18 protein-coding genes, 1 tRNA gene and 1 other RNA gene are annotated in these 18,649 nt (G+C 69.3%); 10 read left to right on the top strand and 10 right to left on the bottom strand.

Annotated elements, in window-relative coordinates; all coding sequences use genetic code 11:
- The first annotated feature begins 22 nt into the window (after positions 1-22).
- Positions 23-98 (top strand) — tRNA-Lys (locus IT072_RS08505).
- Between the two features lie 188 nt (positions 99-286).
- Here IT072_RS08505 and IT072_RS08500 read toward each other — a convergent pair.
- Complete coding sequence (locus IT072_RS08500) at positions 287-1,270, bottom strand: acyltransferase family protein (RefSeq protein WP_223360507.1); 984 nt, start codon at positions 1,268-1,270, stop codon at positions 287-289.
- Between the two features lie 84 nt (positions 1,271-1,354).
- Between IT072_RS08500 and hisN the strand changes: the two genes are divergently transcribed.
- The 4 genes from hisN to IT072_RS08480 all read left to right on the top strand — a co-directional run bounded on the left by hisN (position 1,355) and on the right by IT072_RS08480 (position 5,335).
- Positions 1,355-2,137: a histidinol-phosphatase gene (hisN, locus tag IT072_RS08495; RefSeq protein WP_223360505.1), complete on the top strand. Its 783-nt coding sequence runs from the start codon at positions 1,355-1,357 to the stop codon at positions 2,135-2,137.
- Between the two features lie 99 nt (positions 2,138-2,236).
- Positions 2,237-3,112 (top strand): ABC transporter ATP-binding protein, encoded by an 876-nt coding sequence (locus IT072_RS08490; RefSeq protein WP_223360929.1) that lies wholly within the window; start codon positions 2,237-2,239, stop codon positions 3,110-3,112.
- A gap of 1 nt (position 3,113) precedes the next feature.
- Positions 3,114-4,355 carry an ABC transporter permease gene (locus IT072_RS08485; RefSeq protein WP_223360503.1) on the top strand — a complete coding sequence of 414 codons (1,242 nt, stop codon included), beginning with the start codon at positions 3,114-3,116 and terminating at the stop codon, positions 4,353-4,355.
- A complete protein-coding gene (locus IT072_RS08480) occupies positions 4,355-5,335 on the top strand; it encodes an NAD(P)H-quinone oxidoreductase (RefSeq protein ID WP_223360502.1) in 981 nt (326 codons plus the stop codon). The genes IT072_RS08485 and IT072_RS08480 overlap by 1 nt, the downstream gene beginning before the upstream one ends.
- Here the strand turns inward: IT072_RS08480 and IT072_RS08475 are convergent.
- Entirely contained in the window at positions 5,238-5,681 is a 444-nt protein-coding gene (locus tag IT072_RS08475) for a ribosomal maturation YjgA family protein (protein ID WP_223360500.1), read from the bottom strand. The two genes, IT072_RS08480 and IT072_RS08475, sit on opposite strands and share 98 nt — an antisense overlap.
- An 81-nt stretch (positions 5,682-5,762) precedes the next feature.
- On the opposite strand from IT072_RS08475, the gene IT072_RS08470 reads away from it, so the two are divergent.
- The 3 genes from IT072_RS08470 (at position 5,763) to IT072_RS08460 (ending at position 9,238) form a co-directional block, all read left to right on the top strand.
- The gene (locus IT072_RS08470; RefSeq protein ID WP_223360498.1) at positions 5,763-6,800 is read left to right on the top strand and encodes an adenosine deaminase; all 1,038 of its coding nucleotides are present in this window, start codon (positions 5,763-5,765) and stop codon (positions 6,798-6,800) included.
- Positions 6,797-7,627, top strand: coding sequence for an alpha/beta fold hydrolase (locus tag IT072_RS08465; RefSeq protein WP_223360497.1), 831 nt, complete (start codon positions 6,797-6,799; stop codon positions 7,625-7,627). Before IT072_RS08470 ends, IT072_RS08465 begins: the two co-directional genes overlap by 4 nt.
- A gap of 201 nt (positions 7,628-7,828) precedes the next feature.
- Complete coding sequence (locus IT072_RS08460) at positions 7,829-9,238, top strand: APC family permease (RefSeq protein WP_223360495.1); 1,410 nt, start codon at positions 7,829-7,831, stop codon at positions 9,236-9,238.
- Between the two features lie 74 nt (positions 9,239-9,312).
- Here IT072_RS08460 and IT072_RS08455 read toward each other — a convergent pair whose 3' ends face one another.
- Positions 9,313-10,476 carry an IS30 family transposase gene (locus tag IT072_RS08455; RefSeq protein WP_223360928.1) on the bottom strand — a complete coding sequence of 388 codons (1,164 nt, stop codon included), beginning with the start codon at positions 10,474-10,476 and terminating at the stop codon, positions 9,313-9,315.
- Positions 10,477-10,799: 323 nt separating this feature from the next.
- Positions 10,800-11,195, bottom strand: a transfer-messenger RNA (tmRNA) gene (gene ssrA / locus IT072_RS08450).
- Positions 11,196-11,319: 124 nt separating this feature from the next.
- Here ssrA and IT072_RS08445 point away from each other — a divergent pair.
- Positions 11,320-11,988: an SIMPL domain-containing protein gene (locus tag IT072_RS08445; RefSeq protein ID WP_223360494.1), complete on the top strand. Its 669-nt coding sequence runs from the start codon at positions 11,320-11,322 to the stop codon at positions 11,986-11,988.
- Between the two features lie 25 nt (positions 11,989-12,013).
- Here IT072_RS08445 and IT072_RS08440 read toward each other — a convergent pair whose 3' ends face one another.
- The 6 genes from IT072_RS08440 to prfB form a co-directional block, all read right to left on the bottom strand.
- Positions 12,014-12,637, bottom strand: a complete 624-nt coding sequence (locus tag IT072_RS08440; RefSeq protein WP_223360493.1) for a hypothetical protein — start codon at positions 12,635-12,637, stop codon at positions 12,014-12,016.
- A gap of 91 nt (positions 12,638-12,728) precedes the next feature.
- A complete protein-coding gene (locus IT072_RS08435; RefSeq protein WP_223360492.1) occupies positions 12,729-13,469 on the bottom strand; it encodes a tyrosine-protein phosphatase in 741 nt (246 codons plus the stop codon).
- Between the two features lie 56 nt (positions 13,470-13,525).
- A complete protein-coding gene (gene smpB, locus IT072_RS08430; RefSeq protein ID WP_223360491.1) occupies positions 13,526-14,002 on the bottom strand; it encodes an SsrA-binding protein SmpB in 477 nt (158 codons plus the stop codon).
- Between the two features lie 70 nt (positions 14,003-14,072).
- Positions 14,073-14,978 (bottom strand): permease-like cell division protein FtsX, encoded by a 906-nt coding sequence (ftsX, locus tag IT072_RS08425; RefSeq protein ID WP_223360490.1) that lies wholly within the window; start codon positions 14,976-14,978, stop codon positions 14,073-14,075.
- Positions 14,975-16,060 (bottom strand): cell division ATP-binding protein FtsE, encoded by a 1,086-nt coding sequence (gene ftsE, locus IT072_RS08420; RefSeq protein WP_223360489.1) that lies wholly within the window; start codon positions 16,058-16,060, stop codon positions 14,975-14,977. The genes ftsX and ftsE overlap by 4 nt, the downstream gene beginning before the upstream one ends.
- A gap of 111 nt (positions 16,061-16,171) precedes the next feature.
- Positions 16,172-17,290, bottom strand: a complete 1,119-nt coding sequence (gene prfB, locus IT072_RS08415) for a peptide chain release factor 2 (protein ID WP_223360488.1) — start codon at positions 17,288-17,290, stop codon at positions 16,172-16,174.
- A 70-nt stretch (positions 17,291-17,360) separates the two neighbouring features.
- Here prfB and IT072_RS08410 point away from each other — a divergent pair, with 70 nt between their 5' ends.
- Complete coding sequence (locus IT072_RS08410; protein ID WP_223360487.1) at positions 17,361-18,626, top strand: MFS transporter; 1,266 nt, start codon at positions 17,361-17,363, stop codon at positions 18,624-18,626.
- The last annotated feature ends 23 nt before the right edge of the window (positions 18,627-18,649 follow it).

Below are 18,649 nucleotides of genomic sequence, written 5' to 3'. Positions count from 1 at the left end.
GGTTCGGGTCACCGAATCGAATGCGCCTCTAGCTCAATCGGCAGAGCAATTGACTCTTAATCAATGGGTTCAGGGTTCAAGTCCCTGGGGGCGCACCAGCAGAAGAAGCCCCCGGTCACGCTGAAAGCAGCGCGGCCGGGGGCTTCGTCGTCGTCGGGTGCCGCGCTGCGGAGCGACACCACCTCCAGACTGGCCAGAGATCTGCAGTGCCGACCGGATCCCGCTCACGCCGACCTGCCGTTCGCGCGGGGCCGACGGGACGCCGGCGTGTATCGTGCCCGGGCGGTCAGACGCGGTCCAGCACCCGCCGGAAAGCCCGCCGCGGGAACCCGATGAGGAGTGCGGAGAGGGGTGTGCGGTGTAGCAGCAGGGCGACGACCCACGGGACGATGACCGCCGCCAGGAACATCCCGACCGCCGGAAGGCCGTGCGCGCGTGAATAGGCGAGGACGTAGGGGTGGAAGAGGACGACGGCGATGCCGACGACGGCGAGCTCCGTGACGAGGCCGCCGAGCACCCGGGGGTATGGAATCGCCTGCGCGACGAGCACGAGGCCGAACGAGATGGCGCAGGCGAACAGGACGCCGACGGCCGGGGCGCCGTAGAGCCCCTGCTTGATGTCGATCGGCTCCGGCTGCACGAGGGCGATGACGACGAGCGGAAGGACGATCAGGGCGAGGCCCACGAGCGGCTTGCGCGGGATGCGCGGCTCGACCTCCCTCGCGGCTGTGCCGACCGCCAGGAAGATCAGGCACGGGAGCGCCGACCCGATGGCCAGCGGTGTCGACGCGAGCCAGCCGCCGAACAGGTATCCGGCGGCGAGGCCGGCGATGGCGACGATCCAGACGACCGCGCGTGGCAGACGCTCGATCATCCGGTAGAGGAGGGCCGCGAAGAAGAGGGTGGACACGAACCAGAAGGTCCCGAAAGCGCCGCGGGCGCTCAGGCCGCCGTACCCCGAGGGCCCGAGGAAGGACAGGTCGACCGCACCGGACCGTGCCATGTCGACGGCGACGAGGAGCGAGACGACCACGAACCATCCGATGTAGGGCAGTCCGAGCGTCCGGCCGCGCTTGACGAACTCGTCCCCGACGGTCCGCCCCCGCTTCCACAGGTATCCGGTGAGGAAGAAGAAGACGGGCACGTGCCAGGCGTAGATGAACTCGTGCGTGAGGTGCCCGGTGAAGGTGTGCCCGAAGATGACCGCGCCGATGCCGAGGACGCGGACCGCGTCGATGCCCGCCGAGCGCGCTGATGGTGCCGTCTTCATGATCCTCCGGTCGTGAACCCGCATCAGCTTAGACGCTGCGGCGGGTGGATGCCGCGTGACGCGGCCCCCGCTAGGCTCGTCCTCGTGACCCGCTACACCGACGACCTCGCTCTCGCTCTGCGCCTCGCCGACATCGCCGACCGCATCTCATCCGAGCATTTCCGGGCGCAGGATCTGCGCATCGACACCAAGCCGGACCGGTCGTTCGTGACCGAGGCCGACCTGGCGGTGGAGAGGGCGCTGCGGGAGGCGATCGCCGCCGAACGGCCGGACGACGGCATCCTGGGCGAGGAGTACGGCACCGAGGGCGACGCCGCGCGCCAGTGGATCGTCGACCCGATCGACGGCACCGCGAACTACCTGCGCGGCGTGCCCGTGTGGGGCACCCTGATCGCCCTCGCGGTCGACGGCGTGCCGGTCGTCGGCGTGGTGAGCTCCCCCGCTCTCGGCCGCCGCTGGTGGGGGGCGGCGGGCGACGGCGCCTGGACCGCGGACGAGGCGAGCGGCGAGCCGCGCCGCCTCCACGTCTCGGGTGTCGCCGAACTGGAGCACGCGTCGCTCAGCTTCCAGAGCATCGCCCAGTGGGACGACGCCGGGTATCTCGACAAGCTCATCGCGCTGTCCCGCGCGGTGTGGCGCGATCGGGCCTACGGCGACATGTGGTCGTACATGCTCCTCGCCGAGGGCGTGCTGGACGCGGTCGCCGAGTTCGACGTGAAGACCTACGACCTGGCGGCGCTGATCCCGATCGTGGAGGAGGCGGGCGGCCGGTTCACCTCCGTCGACGGCACGCCCGGACCGGGCAACGGGTCGTCCCTGGCGAGCAACGGCCGCCTCCACCCGGCCCTGCTTGAGGCGCTCGCCTGACGCGGGCGTGGCCCGGTGACGCGCAGGAGGGCCACCCCTAGGCTTGGGGGCGTGAGCGCATCGACACTCGAACCCCTCGTCCACATCCAGGGATTCCGGATGGACTTCGGCCGCACGACGGTCATCCGCGACCTCTCTTTCGACATCAACCGCGGGGAGACGTTCGGCTTCCTCGGCAGCAACGGGTCCGGCAAGACGACGACCATCCGCGCATTGCTCGGCATCTACCAGCCGACCGCGGGCGTGCTGCACATCGACGGCAAGCCGTTCTCTCCGGAGACCGGTGAGCGCCTGGGGTACCTGCCGGAGGAGCGCGGGCTCTACAAGAAGGAGTCCGTCATCGACGTGATGGTCTACTTCGGCCGTCTCAAGGGTCTCGGCGCCGAACAGGCCCGTCACTGGTCGCGGGAGTACCTGGAGCGAGTCGGACTCGGCGACAAGGAGAAGACGCGCCTCGACAAGCTCTCCGGCGGCCAGCAGCAGAAGGTGCAACTGGGCGTCACGATCATGAACGACCCCGAGCTGCTCATCCTCGACGAGCCGACGAAGGGCTTCGACCCGGTCAATCGGCGGCTGCTGATGGACATCATCGCCGATCAGAAGCGCGGGGGCTCCACGGTCATGATGGTGACCCACCAGATGGAAGAGGTCGAGCGGCTCTGCGACCGGGTCATCCTGCTGAAGGACGGCGTCTCCCGCGCGTACGGCACCGTGCCGGAGGTGCAGGAGCAGTTCGGCGGCACGATCATCCACGTCGACCACGACGGCGTCGTGCCCGCCTCCCCTGCCTACCGGATCGCCTTCGACGCGGCCGGCCACGCCGAGCTGGAGGTGGCGAACGACGCCGACGACGCCGCCATCCTGCGAGGCCTGCTCGACGCCGGCCTCGCCGTGACCCGCTTCGCCCCCACCCGCAAGTCGCTCGACGACATCTTCGTCGAGGTCTACGGCGCCGAAAGCCGCCAGGAGGACTGACATGGCCCGCCACAACCTCTCCACCGTCATCTCGTTCGAGTTCAAGCGCACTGTGTCGAAGCGGTCCTTCTGGGTCGTCACCCTCATCCTCCCGCTACTGGTCTTCGGCCTCGGCGCGCTGATCATCTCGGCCAACGTCTCGACGTCGAACTCGGCGGACGCGCAGAAGAACGCGCGTTTCGACTTCCTCTACAGCGACGCCTCCGGACTCGTGAACCCGACGATCGCGCGCGAGTACGGCGGAAAGCTGATCCAGAGCGACGCGGAGGGCGTCGAGGAGGTGCAGATCGGCGGAACGGCGGCGTACTTCGACTACCCGGCCGACCCGAAGACCGACGCCATCAAGGTCTGGGGCGCCGACGTCGGAGTGTTCCAGAACGGCAAGTACTCCTCGGTCGCGCAGGCGCTGCTGTCGGCGAGCGTGGAGCAACGGCTCGACTCCCCGATCGACGTGGCCATCCTCCGCGGCGAGGTCTCCACCTCGACGACGACCTTCAAGGACGGGGCGGTCGCCCCCGGTTTCGAGGCGATCATCCCTGCGCTCATCTTCCTGGCCGCGTTCTTCATCGTGATCGTGTTCCTCGGCAACCAGATGCTGAACTCCACGCTGGAGGAGAAGGAGAACCGCGTCACCGAGATGATCCTGACGACGATCAACCCGACCAACCTGCTGATCGGCAAGGTGATCTCCCTCTTCGCCGTCGGCATCATCCAGATCGCGGTGTTCGCCCTGCCTGTCCTCGTCGGGTACTTGTTCTTCCGCGATCAGCTCGACATCCCGAACCTGGATCTCAGCGGGCTCGTCTTCGATCCGCAGAAGATGGTCGTCGGGTCGCTGATCCTCATCGGCGGCTTCGCCCTGTTCACCGGAACCCTCGTGGCCGTGGGCGCCGTGATGCCGACCGCGAAGGATGCAGCCCCCGTGTTCTCCGTCGTGATCTTCGCCGTCGTCATCCCCCTCTACGCGTCGAGCTTCGCGGTCAGCGCGCCCGAGTCGCCGATCGTGCAGATCCTGGCGTTCTTCCCCTACACCGCGCCCATTACCGCGCTCATCCTGAACGCCTTCGGCTCCCTGCCGCTGTGGCAGGCGATCGTGATCATCGTGGAGCTCTTTGTGCTCGCGGCGATCGTGCTGCGCCTCGCCGTCCGGCTGTTCCGCTACGGCTCGATCCAGTACTCGAGCCGCGTCAAGATCCGCGACGTGCTGAGCGCCCGCCGCGACGCGGACCGGGTCGCCCGCTGATGCGAGCCGTGACCATCGCCGAGCCGGGCGGTCCGGAGGTCCTCCGGCTCCGCGAGGTCGCGGACCCGCAGCCCGCCGCCGGCGAGGTGCTCATCCGGGTCGCCGCCGCCGGACTCAACGGCGCGGACCTCAGCCAGCGCCGGGGCTTCTATCCGCCTCCCGCGGGGGCGCCCGAATGGCCCGGACTGGAGGTGTCCGGCACGGTCGTCCGCGTCGGAGGCGGCGTCGAGCGCTGGAGCGTCGGCGACCGTGTGTGCGCCCTGCTCCCCGGCGGCGGCTACGCCGAACAGGTGGCGGTGGATGCGGGCCTCGTGCTCCCCGTGCCCGACGGGATCGACCTGGTCGAGGCCGCCGGCCTGCCGGAGGCGGTCGCGACCGTGTGGTCGAACGTGTTCCGGATCGCCCGGCTCGCGGACGGTGAGACCCTCCTCGTCCACGGGGGATCGAGCGGGATCGGCAGCACCGCCATCCAGCTCGGGCGCGCGTTCGGCGCCCGCGTGATCGCCACCGCGGGCAGCGACGTCAAGACGGCGTTCTGCCGCGACCTCGGCGCGGAGGCGGCGGTCGACTATCGCTCCCAGGACTTCGTGGAGGCCGTGCTCGCCGTCACCGACGGGCGTGGAGCCGACGTCGTGCTCGACATCGTCGGCGGCTCGTACATCGCCCGCGACCTCGACGCGCTCGCGACGGGCGGCCGCATCATGTCCATCGCGACGCGCGAGAGCGCCCCGGCCTCCCTCGACATGGGACTGCTCATGCGCAAGCGCGCCCTCGTGCACGGGACGACCCTCCGGGCGCGTCCACTCGCCGAGCGCCGCGAGATCGTCGCGGACGTGGAACGACGGGTGTGGCCCCTGCTGGCGGACGGGCGGCTGCGCCCCGTCATCGACTCGGTGTTCCCTCTGGCCGACGCGAGCCAGGCGCACCGGCGGATGGAGTCGTCGGCCCACCTCGGCAAGATCCTGCTGCGCGCCGGATGAGCGCGTCCACCGAGACCGCCGTGCCGACGCCCACCGCGTAGGCGACGAGGTCGAGGGCCTCGAACGTGGTCCCCAGCGCCAGCGACGCGCCCGGGACGGATCGCGCCAGCACGGCGGGGATGCCCGTCAGCTGCAGCAGCTCGACGCCCCAGCAGAGAGCGAGCGCGGCACCACCGGTCAGCAGCACGGAGGCGCGCGGGGCCACCAGCGCCGCGAGCAGGAACACCAGCACCGCATAGAGGGCGTCTCCGACGAAGCCGCCCGGTTCCCCCGAGGTCGCGGTGTGCACGGCAAGGCCGGCCGCGATGACGAGGACGGCCAGGATGAGCAGGACGAGGCGGCGCATCCCCCGACGCTAACGCCCGCGCCGCGCCCGGGCATCCGCCGCCCGGATGATCCCGTCCGCCGCAGGTGGGAGGATCGGTGCATGACCGATGCCGTGCCCGCCCCCTCCCCCTCCGCTCCGTCCGATTCCGCCCTGATGGCTCTGCCCAAGGCGGAGCTGCACCTCCACATCGAGGGCACGCTGGAGCCGGACCTCGTGTTCGAGCTGGCGGGCCGCAACGGCGTGCCCCTCCCCTACGCGTCGGTGGAGGAGCTCGCCGCACAGTACGACTTCGCGGACCTGCAGTCGTTCCTCGACCTCTACTACGCCACGATGGACGTCCTCCGCACGAAAGACGACTTCGCCGAACTGACCCGGCGCTACCTGGCCCGCGCGGCCGAGCAGGGCGTCCGGCACGTCGAGCTGTTCTTCGACCCGCAGGCGCACGTGGCACGCGGAGTCCGTCTCGACGACGTCGTCGACGGCATCGGCGCCGCACTGGACGAGGCGGAGCGCGACCTCGGAATCACGAGCGGCATCATCCTCTGCTTCCTCCGCGACGAGAGCGTGGAGTCGGCGGAGCAGATCCTGAGCGCCGGCCTCACCCGAACCGACCGCATCATCGGCGTCGGGCTCGACTCCGCCGAGGTCGGCTACCCGCCCGCGCTGTTCGAGGCCGTGTACCGGCGCGCCCGCGAGGCCGGTCTACGCGTGGTCGCGCACGCCGGCGAGGAGGGTCCGGCCGGCTATGTCCGCGACGCGCTCGACCTGCTCGGCGCTGAGCGGATCGACCACGGCATCCGCTCGGTCGAGGACGACGCGCTCGTGCAGCGGCTGGCCGCCGAACGCATCGCCCTCACGGTGTGCCCGCTGTCGAACCTGCGCCTGCGCGCCGTTCCCGTGCTGGCCGACCACCCGCTGCACGAGCTCGACGACGCCGGGGTCGCGGTCACGATCAACTCCGACGACCCCGCGTACTTCGGCGGCTACGTCGGCGACAACTTCATCGCCGTGCGAGACGCCCTCGGCCTCACCGCGGAGCGGGCCGCACGGTACGCGCGCAACTCGATCGAGGCGTCCTTCGCGAGCGACGGGCGCAAGGCGGAGCTGTTGCAGGAGTTGGAGGCATGGCGAGGATGAAAGCAGACACGACGGGGGCCCTCACGACCGCGGACGGGCGCCGCGTCCGCTGGTTCGACACCGGAGGCGCAGCCGGAGCTCCGGTTCTCGTCTGGCATCACGGCACGCCGCAGACCGGCGCCGTCATCGCACCCGTCGCGGCCGCGGCGTCCGCACGCGGGCTCCGTGTCGTCTCGTGCGCCCGTCCCGGCTATCCCGGGTCGGACCCGCTGCCCGGGCGGACCGTTGCGGACGCGGCCGCCGACGTCGTCGCCGTGCTCGACGAACTCGACGTGCGGGAGGTCATCGCCGCCGGCGCGTCCGGCGGCGGCCCGCACGCGCTCGCGCTCGCCGCCGTCGCCCCCGACCGCGTGCGCGCGGCGGTGGTGCTGGCGGGGATCGCCCCCTACACCGCCTCGCCCGACTGGTTCACCGGGATGGCCGATCCCTCCGGCCTCGGCGCCGCGCTGAGCGGCCGCGACGCGCGGCTCGCGCACGCGCAGACGGCCGAGTTCGACCCGGACTCCTTCACGGCGCGCGACTACGAGGCGCTGAACGGCGACTGGGGACCCCTGGGCGCGGACGCGGGCGCCGGGTCGGCCGACGGCCCGGACGGCGAGGTCGACGACGACGTCGCCTACGTCACGCCGTGGGGCGTCGACCTCGCCGCCGTGCGCTGCCCGGCGCTGCTCGTGCAGGGCGGCGCCGACCGCGTCGTCCCACCCGGCCATGCGGCTCTCCAGCTCGCGCGACTGCACCGCGGCGAGCTCTGGCTGCGTCCGCGCGAGGGCCACATCTCCGTGCTCACCGGGCTGGGCGTCGCCCTCGATTGGGCGCTCAGCCGATAGGACGCGCGAAGCGAGCGCTCCGTGCGGCCGCATGGGAGTGGCGGCCGCAGCGTCAGCGACAGGTCAGATCATCCGGAATCGTCGGCTCGTCCGACGGAGTGTGTGGTGCGGGTCGCTCGTCCGCTCTGCCATGATGGCTGTCACTGCTCGCGGACGAGCGGGAGGCCCCTCGTCCGCTCGCCCTGTTCGTAAGGAGAGACCGTGACGAGTACATCAGCCCCCGCCACATCGAAGTCCGGCTCCCTCCGACGGAACCTCGGACTCTGGGCGATCGTCGGGCTGGGTCTCGGTTACATGACGCCGACGGTCGTCTTCGACACCTTCGGGATGGTGGCGCGCGACACGGACAACGTCGTCCCCTCCGCTTACCTGGTGGCGCTCGTCGTGATGATGTTCACGGCGATCAGCTACGGCAGAATGGCGGGCGCGATCCCGAGCGCGGGGTCGGCCTACACCTACGTGCGCGAGTCGGTCCACCCGAACGTCGGCTTCATGGTCGGCTGGACCTCCCTCATCGACTACGTGCTGCTGCCGATGGTGAACTGCCTGATCATCCGGAGCTATCTGGAGGCGATCTTCCCGGACGTGCCGGGCTGGATCTGGGTCGTGATCTACTGCGCGGTCGTCACGTCGGTCATCTACCTGACCATGCGCGGCACGTCGAACATGAACATGCTCCTCCTGGTCTTCTCGATCGTCGTCATGGCGGTCTTCGTGATCATGGTCATCGCCCAGCTCGTCCAGGGGCAGGGCGCCGGCACGGTCGCGTCGGTGCAGCCTTTCTTCCACGACGGCGTGACCCTCGGGGCCGTCCTCATGGGCGCGACCATCGTCTGCTTCTCCTTCATCGGCTTCGACGCCGTCACGATGTACGCCGAGGAGGCGAAGCACCCGCGGATCATGCCGAAGGCGATCCTGTTCACGGTGCTCATCGGCGGCGGGATCTTCCTCGTGGCGGCGTACTTCACCCAGCTGCGCTTCCCATCGTCGTCGGCGTTCCCCACCGACGCCATCGAGGACAGCACGCTCCCGCAGATCGGTCTGCAGGTCGGCGGACCCGTACTCCAGGCGGTCCTGACGGCGGCCGGTTTCGCCGCCACGCTCGCCTCCGGTCTCGCCTCGCACGCCTCGGTCTCGCGCATGCTGCTCGTCATGGGCCGCAACAACGTGCTCCCCCAGCGCCTCTTCGGGTACATCAGCCCCAAGACCCACACCCCGACGTTCGACATCGTCCTCGTCGGGGTCATCAGCCTGCTTGCCGCGGCCTTCACCCTCGAGCTGATCGCGGCGTTCATCAACTTCGGGGCCCTCATCGCCTTCACCTTCGTGAACGTCTCGGTGATCGCCTGGTTCGCCATCCGCAAGGGGCGCCGCAAAAAGGCGAAGGACATCGTCACGTTCATCGTCCTCCCCGGCATCGGCATGCTCCTGACCGGCATCCTCTGGGTCAACCTGCACACAGACGCCCTCATCGGCGGCCTCGTCTGGGCCGTGATCGGCTTCGTCTACCTGCTCGCTCTCACCCGCGGCTTCCGCCGCAAGGTCGCCGCTTTCGACGAGGCCCAGCCGGTCACCGGGTTCAACAAGGCGATCACGCGGGACGACGAGTAGGCGTCCCCCCTCGACCGACGACGAAGGGCCGCCCGGATCGGCGGATTCAAGGGGTCGTCGCAACACTAAGTGAACTAAACGAGTTGTATCAGACGCTCGGCTGGGGTATCCCAGCCGAGCGTTTTGCGTGGCCGGCTGTTGAGTTTCTGGGCAACGTGTTCGAGGTCCTCCGGGCCGTGAGCGGTCAGGTCGGTGCCCTTGGGGAAGTATTGGCGCAGCAGCCCGTTAGTGTTCTCGTTCGAGCCGCGTTGCCAGGGGGACGCGGGGTCGCAGAAGTAGACCGGGACGCCGGTGGCGACCCGGAAGGCCTTGTGAGCGGCCATTTCTGCTCCCTGGTCCCAGGTCAACGACCCGCGCAGGTGTTGTGGGAGCGTGCCGATCAGTTCGACGAGGACGTCGCGGACGGCTTCGGCGGTGTGCTCGCCGGGGAGGTGGCCGAGCATCACGTAGCGGGTGGTGCGCTCTACCAGTGTGAGGATCGCGGACTGGTTGTTCGCGCCGACGATCAGGTCACCTTCCCAGTGGCCGGGGACGGCGCGGTCTTCGACCTCCGGCGGACGCTCTGAGATCATCACCATCGGATCCACGAACCGGCTGGTGCGTTGCTCGGGTGACCGGTGGGGTTTGCGGCGGGCGCGGCCGGTGCGCAACGCGTCGGCGATCTCGCGTTTGAGCCCACCGCGGGCCTGGATGTAGATCGCTTGATAGATCGTCTCCGTGCTCACCTGCATGCTCTCGTCATCTGCGTAATCACGCGACAAGACGCCGCTGATCTGCTCCGGAGACCATTGTTCCCTCAGTCGCTGGGCGACATACTCACGCAACCGTCCGGGCTGTGCGAGCTTCGCAGGTTTCGGGCGAGCTCGCTTGGTGGCGGCATCCCGATGCGCGCCGTGCGGGAGATAGAGACCGCCCTTCGAACGCGCATCGAGTTCGCGTTTGATCGTCGATGCGGGCCTGTCTAGCGCCCGTCCAATCGCCCGCAGTGTGAGCCCGGCCCGTCTGAGATCGGCGATCGTCTCCCGCTCCATAAGCGACAGGAGACGGGAGCCAACCTGCTCCGGAACCTTCGGCGGTGGACTCGTCATGGACTCCATCGTGGTGCGCCCGGTCGTGTAATCAACACGTCGCCCGTCCGAGTAAAACCGCGAATTCCGCGACTTCCTCACGCCGTAATCCCAGTCGCGGCCGGTGCGCTCGTGGATCCCGACTCGCGCCGCTGCCTCCCGGCGTGACACGCCCTCCGCCCGCAATCGGGCGAACTCCTCTCGTCCCGGGTGCGGCCTGGCCGGATACGCCTTCGCCCGGAACCCGGCCTTCCGCGCCCAACCGAACGCGGTATTCGTGTTCAACCCCAACTCACGCGCGGCAAGAGTCACACTGCCCAACGACCCCAACAACGCTAGGAACTCAGCCCGACGCCGATCCTGCTCCTCCGAAAACGACACGGTGGTCGCAACCTCCCGAAAACCGGAGTGTTGCGACCACCATTAGAACCCGCCATCTCTCGGGGCGGCCCTTCGTCGTGTCGTGACTCGAACAACGCGTGACAGCGACCTGGTGGTGGAGATGGGGGGAATCGAACCCCCGTCCACTGCTGTGGTCATGTGCCTTCTACGGGTGTAGCCAGTGAAGGCGTTTTCTCGGCCCCGGATCTTGCCACTGGCACCTGATCCGACGGGCCCAGCATCAGTTGAAGTCCCTCTGCGCCCTGATACGCAACGCAGAAGCAAGTTCTCTAGCTGACGCCAGGATCCGGGTAGAGAACAGTTCCCGGTCTGACGGTCTCTTTAGATGGCGGAGGAGGACTTACGCCGCGAGGGCGAAGTCGGCCTTGGCCGAGACAGTGCTCTTGGAATTGGCACTTATGGTTTTGCATGCGTCGTTTACGAGATAAGCATGCATCCTCGACCCGCTTCTCACAGTCACGCAGACAATGTCGAAACCGATCATCCCCGTGCGCAGCCATCAGGCTGGGTCGCTGTCACGCGCTGTTGAGTTGTGTAGATACCGCTCTCGCCTCTCAGCGAGCTTCTCATCATACAACAGCGCAGCCACCCGTTCTATGCCACGATCACCCTATGTCGGAGACGATCATCACGGTCCTGGGCGAGCACGAGCAGAAACGGACGGCGGAGCACGGGAGCGTACGCGTCCGGGTGATGTACGACGGCTCCTCGCGGCACGAGACGCTCGCACTGGCGACGCAGCGTCACGCGGAGCTGGTGGCCGGCCTGCGCGAGTTGGAGGAGGCGGCGGGCGGTCCGCTGCTGCGCTGGTCGTCGGATCAGGTGCGGGTGTGGGGCGACCGGCCATGGAGTCAGAGCGGCGAGCAGCTGCCGATCGTGCACCACGCCGAACTCGGGCTGCGAGCGGAGTTCGCCGAGGCCGCCGCCGTCTCGGACTGGGTGAGCACGGTGACGCTGCGCGAGGGGGTCTCCGTCGACGGCGTCGAGTGGAGGCTCTCCGACGAGACCAGGGAGGCCCTCGTCGACGAGGTGTCCCGCCTCGCTGTCGAGGACGCCGTCGCGACGGCCCGGCGGTATGCGTCGGCGCTCGGTCTCACCGAGCTGCGGCCCGTCGCGCTCAGCGACCCCGGACTGCTCGGCGACGCGGGCGCTCCGCCCGGGTCGCCTACCCCGCTGGGGGCGCGCACGATGTCCGCCGACATGGCGGGCGGGGCACTCGCACTGGCGCCGGAGGACATCCGCGTCGCGGTGCAGGTGCACGCTCGGTTCGCGGCTTCCTGAGCGGCCTGGGACACGCTGACGCGCGTCAGAGTCCGCCGGAACCGGGAGTCGGCCCCGGAGTCGATCCCGGGCGCGGGATGTCGGCGAGCTTGAGGATGCGAGCAGCTGTGACCGTGTCGCCGCTGCGGTCGGTGCCGACCACGATGACCTCGTCGCCCGAGGCGAAGTCCGAGGCCGACATCGACTGCTTCGGCAGGCCGTAAGCCGTCGACGACGTGATCTTCACCGTGATCGTCGTGCCCGCGGCCGTCGTGACGCTCCACTCCGATCCGGAGGCGGACTCCAGCGTGCCGCGGACGAGCTCGCGCTGCGTGCCGCCGGCGCCCTGGCCGCCCTGGCCGCCCTGGCCGGGGCCTTCCCGTCCAGGTCCCCCGTCCTGACGCCCGTCACCCGGCCCGCGCGGCCCCTCCTGCGAGGAGTGGTCACGGGCCGAGACCGAGTGGGACACCACCGTGACGGCGACGACGGTGCCCGCACCGACGACACCGAGCAGGACGACGACGCCGAGGACAAGCGTGGAGATGGCGAACGCGAGGCCGTGGCGCTTGTAGAACGGCTCAGCGGGCACAACGGCAGGAGCCTCCGCCTGCGGGCGCGGAGGCTCCGGATGCTGTGGCGGAAGCGGCTCCGTCGGCTGATTCTCGTCCATGCTCCCAGGAAAGCACGCGCTGCCCGCGACCGACCTGCGAACGACTGATGACTCCCCTGTGAATCGACGCCCTGTCTGAGAGCGGCAGCGATCAGGCCGGCCGCACGAGCACCGAGCGGAGTTTCACCAGCTCCACCTCGTCGAGGCCCGCGTCCAGCAGGTAGGCGCGTGCGCCCCCGAAGTCGCGGTCGAGCAGGTCGAGCGCCGCCGCCATCGCCTCCGGCGGGCTGCCTCCCATGATGACGCGGAGGTCGGGCGTCACCTCCACTCCATGGCGGCGCACCAGCTCCAGCATGCCGTCGAGCCACTCACCCGCCAGGTTCGCCTGCGTCGCCGCGTAGTCGTCGAGCACGGTCTCGCGATCGACGCCGACGGCCAGCAGGGCGAGGGCCACGACGATGCCCGTGCGATCCTTGCCTGCGGTGCAGTGCACGACGACCGGCGCATCGGCCGTGTCCGCGATCTCGCGCAGAGCGCGCACGACGACGTCCCGGTGCTGGAGCAGGATCTTCTCGTAGAGGTCGACGAGCGTCGCCCCGATGGTGGCCTGCGAAGCGCCGGACCCCTCGAACACCGGGAGCCGCAGCACGTCGACGTCGAGGCCGTCGAGGTCGTCGGGGAGCACATCCACCTCGAACTGGTCCCGCAGGTCGATGACGACCCGCACGCCGAGGTCCCGGAGGCTCTGCTTGCCGGGGTCGCCGAGGCGGCCGAGCGCATCGGCTCGGAACAGCTTGCCGCTGCGAGTGGTCCCGCCGTCGACCGCGTACCCGCCCACATCGCGGAAGTTGTACGTGCCGGGGACGGGGATGCGCTGCGCGGTGCTGGTCATGGCCTCAGTCTGCCAGGTGCGACCGACCGCGCCGCGAACAGCCTGTGCAGGCGCGGCTACTCGCCGAGGTGGCGGCGGCTCGACATCGCCCGCTGCGCCTCGCGGTTGTCCTGCCGCTCACGCAGCGCCTGCCGCTTGTCGTAGTCTTTCTTGCCCTTGGCCACGGCGATCTCGACCTTGGCGCGGCCGTCGTTGAAATAGATCTGGAGCGGCACGATCGTGTACCCGCCCTGCTTCACCTTGTTCTCGATCTTCAGGATCTGAGCCTTGTGCAGCAGGAGCTTGCGCTTGCGGCGCGGCGCGTGATTGTTCCACGTGCCGTCCGCGTACTCCGGGATGTGCACGGCATCGAGCCACGCCTCGCCGCCGTCGACGAAGGCGTAGCCGTCGACCAGCGAGGCGCGCCCCATCCGCAGCGATTTGACTTCGGTGCCGGTCAGGACGAGGCCGGCCTCGAAGGTGTCCTCGAGGATGTAGTCGTGGCGGGCGCGACGGTTGGTCGCGACGACCTTCTGTCCCTGTTCCCTGGGCACGGCTGACTCCTGACGTTCGATGGTGGTGCTGCCCGGCGCATCGCCGGGCAGCAGACCAGTCTATCGTGCGTCAGACCTTCAGGTAGCGCTTGATCGCGAAGTTCGCGGAGGCCGCCGCCAGGAGCACGCCCACCAGCACGATCAGCGGGATGACCGGCCAGGCCTGCGCCATCGACACGAAGTTGATCGACTGGATGCTGTTCTGCAGCGGGCCGCGCACGAACAGCTGCACGATGACGACGAGGACACCGGCCGCCAGCAATGCGCCGATCAGCGCCGCCAGCACGCCCTCGATGATGAACGGCGTCTGGATGAACCTGTTCGAGGCGCCGACCAGGCGCATGATCCCGATCTCCCGCCGTCGCGAGAACGCCGACAGGCGGATCGTCGTAGCGATCAGCAGGACCGCGGCGACGAGCATCACCACCGCCACCACGAGCGCGGTGGCGCTGGCCGCGCCGAGGATGTTGAAGATCTGGTCCAGGTAGCTGCGCTGATCCACGACGCTCTGCACGCCGGCCGTGCCGGCGAGTGTCTCCGTGAGCACCGCGGACTGGTTCGGATCCTTGAGGTTGATCCAGAAGGTCTGCGGGATCATGTCCGGCGTGACGAAGTCCGCGATCTGGTTGCCCTTGAACTGCTGCTTGAACTCGTCGTACGCCTGCTGCTGGTTCTGGAAGTAGAACTTCTGGATGTACGGCGAGAGCTCGGGAGACTCCAGCTGCTTCTTGACGGCCTCGACGGACTGCTCGGTCGCCGGGCCCGCTTGGCAGTTGTCGGCCTCCGTGCACATGTAGACCGCCACCTGGGCGCGGTCGTACCAGTAGGTCTTCATCTGGCCGATCTGCATCTGCAGCAGGGCTGCCGTGCCGACGAAGGTCAGCGAGATGAACGTGACCAGGATGACGGAGATCACCATCGAGAGGTTGCGGCGCAGGCCGTTGCCGACCTCGGACCAGATCAGTCCGAATCTCATTTGGTCGGCCCCACATTCTGCTCGCCGTCACGGTCGGAGTTCTCGCGCAGGCCCCGGAGGTCGAGGTTCGCGGTGAAGTTGAGGTGGTCGGGCAGCGACTCCCCCGGCGCCACCGGGGCGGCGGCGGGCTGCTGCACCGGCTGCGGAGCGGCCGGTGGCGGTGCGACGGGCTGCTGCGCCGCCGGCGGGTACGCGACCGGCTGCGGAGCGGACGGCTGCGGCCCGGTCTGCTGCGGCACCGCGACCGGTCCGGTGGGGTTGCTCACGGGGGTGTGCGGGCGCGTCATCGGCTCGCTCGCGGGCGCGACGTACGGCGCCGGCGCCGCAGCGCCGACGGGAACGCCGACCGGGGCCGGCGCGGCAACGGTGACCTGGTCCCGCTGGACCGGGACGGCAGCCGTCACGCCGTAACCGCCGTGGCGCTCGTCGCGCACGATCTGGCCGCCGACGAGCTCGATCACGCGTCGCTTCATCTGGTCGACGATCGCGGCCTCGTGCGTCGCCATCAGCACCGTGGTGCCGCCGGCGTTGATCCGCTCGAGCACGGCCATGATGCCGGCACTGGTCGCAGGGTCCAGGTTTCCCGTCGGCTCGTCCGCGAGGAGGATCTGGGGCTTGTTGACGACGGCTCTCGCGATCGCCACGCGCTGCTGCTCGCCACCGGAGAGCTCGTGCGGCAACCGCTGGGCCTTGCCGTCGAGCCCGACCATCTTCAGCACGTCCGGAACCGCTTCCTGGATGAAGCCACGGGACTTCCCGATGACCTGCAGCGTGAAGGCGACGTTCTGGAAGACGTTCTTGTTGGGGAGCAGGCGGAAGTCCTGGAAGACGACTCCGAGGTTGCGGCGGAAGTACGGCACCTTGCGCGAGGAGATCGAGCCGAGGTCCTGCCCCAGCACGTGGATGCTGCCCTTGGTGGGCTTCTCCTCTTTCAGGATGAGGCGCAGGCAACTCGACTTGCCCGAGCCGGACGCGCCGACCAGGAAGACGAACTCACCGCGCAGCACCTCGAGGTTGATGCCGTTCAGCGCCGGGCGGGTCGTGCCCGAGTACTGCTTGGATACGTGTTCGAACCGGATCATGACCTCTAGAGACTATGCATCTTCGGTCGCATCCGCCGTAGTGACGCGGGCGTGGCGCGAGCCTGACAGCGCGCCGTGCGTGCGGTCGGTGCGCGGTGCGTCCCGGATCGACTAGTCCTGGGACTCGGCTTTGTTCCCCGCACGCCAGCGGATGCCCGCCGCGATGAACCCGTCGAGGTCGCCGTCGAAGACGGTGGCGGGGTTCCCCGACTCGTACCCCGTACGCAGATCCTTGACGAGCTGCTGGCCGTAGAGGAAGTACGAGCGCATCTGATCGCCCCAGCTGGCCGTGATGGTGCCGGCGAGCTCCTTCTTCTTGGCCGCCTCCTCCTCCTTCTGGAGCAGGAGCAGGCGCGTCTGCAGCACGCGCATGGCGGCGGCGCGGTTCTGGATCTGCGACTTCTCGTTCTGCATGGAGACGACGATGCCCGTGGGGAGGTGGGTGATGCGCACGGCGGAGTCGGTCGTGTTGACCGACTGGCCACCCGGGCCGGAGGAGCGGAACACGTCGACGCGGATGTCGCCCTCCGGGATGTCGACCTGCGTGGCCTCCTCCATGAGCGGGATGACCTCGACCGCGGCGAACGACGTCTGGCGCTTGTCGGCGGACCCGAACGGGCTGATGCGGGCCAATCGGTGCGTGCCGGCCTCGACCGAGAGCGTGCCGAACGCGTACGGGACATCGACCTCGAAGGTCGCCGACTTGATGCCGGCGCCCTCGGCGTAGGAGGTGTCCATCACCTTGACCGGGTACTTGTGCTGCTCCGCCCAGCGCAGGTACATGCGCATGAGCATCTCGGCGAAGTCGGTGGCGTCGTCGCCGCCCGCGCCGGAGCGGATGGTGACGATGGCCGCGCGCTCGTCGTACTCGCCGCTCAGCAGGGTCTGCACCTCCAGGTCGCCGAGCGCCTTCTGCAGGGACTCGAGCTCGGTGCGCGCCTCGGCGGCGGACTCCTCGTCGTCGCCCTCGTTGGCGAGCTCGACGAGCACCTCGAGATCGTCGAGGCGCCGCTCGATGGTGGTGATGCGGCCGAGCTCGGCCTGGCGGTGGCTCAGCGCGCTGGTGACCTTCTGCGCGTTGGCGGTGTCGTCCCAGAGGTCGGGGGCACCCGCCTGCTCGCTCAGCTCGGCGATCTCGGCGCGGAGCTTGTCGGGGTCGACGACGGCGGTGATGTCGGCCAGGGTCGAGCGCAGCTCGGCGATCTGCGGGGAGAGGTCCAGTTCAATCATGTCGGCGTCCAGCCTACCGGCCGGGCGTGCGACCGGGGACGGCCGCGGAAAGTTGTACGGTATTAAGGAGATGACTATCGACGAGCGCCCCTTCCGCTTCCGCTCCGTCGCCCTCGCCGCCTTCCTGCCGACGCTGCTCTTCTCGATCGGCGAGGGCGCGATCATCCCGATCATCCCGATCGCCGCCGGCAACCTCGGCGCGTCGCTCGCGATGGCCGGTTTCATCGCCTCGATGGTGATGCTCGGCGAGCTGACCGGCGACATCCCGAGCGGCTGGATCGTGTCGCGCTTCGGCGAGCGCCGATCGATGATCGCCGCCGCCCTGGTGGCGATCATCGGAATCGCGGTCTGCCTCCTCGCGCCGAACTACTGGGTGCTCATGGTCGGCATCTTCGTGGTCGGCCTGGCGACGGCGGTGTTCGCACTCGCCCGGCACGCCTTCATGACGACCTACGTTCCGCAGCAGTACCGTGCGCGCGCACTCTCGACGCTCGGCGGGATCTTCCGCGGCGGGTGGTTCGTCGGCCCGCTCATCGCCTCCGCCGTCATCGCTCTGACCGGCTCGACGCAGTCGGTGTTCTGGATCTTCGTGGTCGGCTGCGTCGGCGCCGTCGTGGTGCTGATCGCACTGCCGGACCCGGAGAAGATGTTCGGGCCGGCTCCGCGCGCCGCGGATCCGAAGGGCGAGCCGGTCACCGCGGGCGAGGAGGAGGCGGAGGAGCGCACTCACGGCCTGTTCCGCACGATCTGGCTGTTCCGCGCCGTGCTGATCCGGATGGGCTCGGGCGTCGCGCTCGTGAGCGCCGTGCGCTCGGCGCGCACCGTGCTCATGCCCCTGTGGGCCGTCTCCATCGGCCTGAGTGAGGCGAACACGGCGCTCATCATCGGCATCGCCGGTGCCGTCGACTTCGCCCTGTTCTACGCGAGCGGGCAGATCATGGACCGGTTCGGCCGGATGTGGAGCGCCATCCCGTCGATGATCGGGCTCGGTGCCGGCTTCTTGGCCCTGTCCTTCACGCACGACCTGGATGCGCGCGTCGCCTGGTACATCGGCGTCTCGCTCTTCCTCTCCGTCGCCAACGGCATCGGATCGGGCATCGTGATGACGCTCGGCGCCGACCTCGCGCCGCGGGAGGCGCCCGCGCCGTTCCTCGGAGCCTGGCGCTTCTCGAGCGACGCCGGTCAGGCCGTCGCCCCGCTCGTCGTCTCCCTGTTGACGGCGGTCGTCTCGATTTCGTTCGCCGGCGGAGTGATGGGCGTGCTGGGACTGCTGGGGGCGATGATGCTCGGGCGCTACATCCCCCGGTACGTTCCCCGCACGGCGCGGCCCGCCTGACAGACGGGCGGGGCCGGGGAATA

The organism is Leifsonia sp. ZF2019 (assembly GCF_019924635.1).
Lineage (GTDB): Bacteria > Actinomycetota > Actinomycetes > Actinomycetales > Microbacteriaceae > Leifsonia.
The sequence above is the reverse complement of the archived record's forward strand: the minus strand, read 5'-3'. Positions and strand labels throughout refer to the sequence as shown.

What these genes read in the sequence shown, in the direction of transcription:
- IT072_RS08500 (WP_223360507.1), bottom strand. Translation starts at nt 1,270, where the DNA reads ATGAAGACGGCACCATCAGCGCGCTCGGCGGGCATCGACGCGGTCCGC.
- IT072_RS08490 (WP_223360929.1), top strand. Translation starts at nt 2,237, where the DNA reads ATGGACTTCGGCCGCACGACGGTCATCCGCGACCTCTCTTTCGACATC.
- IT072_RS08485 (WP_223360503.1), top strand. Translation starts at nt 3,114, where the DNA reads ATGGCCCGCCACAACCTCTCCACCGTCATCTCGTTCGAGTTCAAGCGC.
- IT072_RS08480 (WP_223360502.1), top strand. Translation starts at nt 4,355, where the DNA reads ATGCGAGCCGTGACCATCGCCGAGCCGGGCGGTCCGGAGGTCCTCCGG.
- IT072_RS08475 (WP_223360500.1), bottom strand. Translation starts at nt 5,681, where the DNA reads ATGCGCCGCCTCGTCCTGCTCATCCTGGCCGTCCTCGTCATCGCGGCC.
- IT072_RS08470 (WP_223360498.1), top strand. Translation starts at nt 5,763, where the DNA reads ATGACCGATGCCGTGCCCGCCCCCTCCCCCTCCGCTCCGTCCGATTCC.
- IT072_RS08465 (WP_223360497.1), top strand. Translation starts at nt 6,797, where the DNA reads ATGAAAGCAGACACGACGGGGGCCCTCACGACCGCGGACGGGCGCCGC.
- IT072_RS08445 (WP_223360494.1), top strand. Translation starts at nt 11,320, where the DNA reads ATGTCGGAGACGATCATCACGGTCCTGGGCGAGCACGAGCAGAAACGG.
- IT072_RS08440 (WP_223360493.1), bottom strand. Translation starts at nt 12,637, where the DNA reads ATGGACGAGAATCAGCCGACGGAGCCGCTTCCGCCACAGCATCCGGAG.
- IT072_RS08435 (WP_223360492.1), bottom strand. Translation starts at nt 13,469, where the DNA reads ATGACCAGCACCGCGCAGCGCATCCCCGTCCCCGGCACGTACAACTTC.
- ftsX (WP_223360490.1), bottom strand. Translation starts at nt 14,978, where the DNA reads ATGAGATTCGGACTGATCTGGTCCGAGGTCGGCAACGGCCTGCGCCGC.
- ftsE (WP_223360489.1), bottom strand. Translation starts at nt 16,060, where the DNA reads ATGATCCGGTTCGAACACGTATCCAAGCAGTACTCGGGCACGACCCGC.
- prfB (WP_223360488.1), bottom strand. Translation starts at nt 17,290, where the DNA reads ATGATTGAACTGGACCTCTCCCCGCAGATCGCCGAGCTGCGCTCGACC.
- IT072_RS08410 (WP_223360487.1), top strand. Translation starts at nt 17,361, where the DNA reads ATGACTATCGACGAGCGCCCCTTCCGCTTCCGCTCCGTCGCCCTCGCC.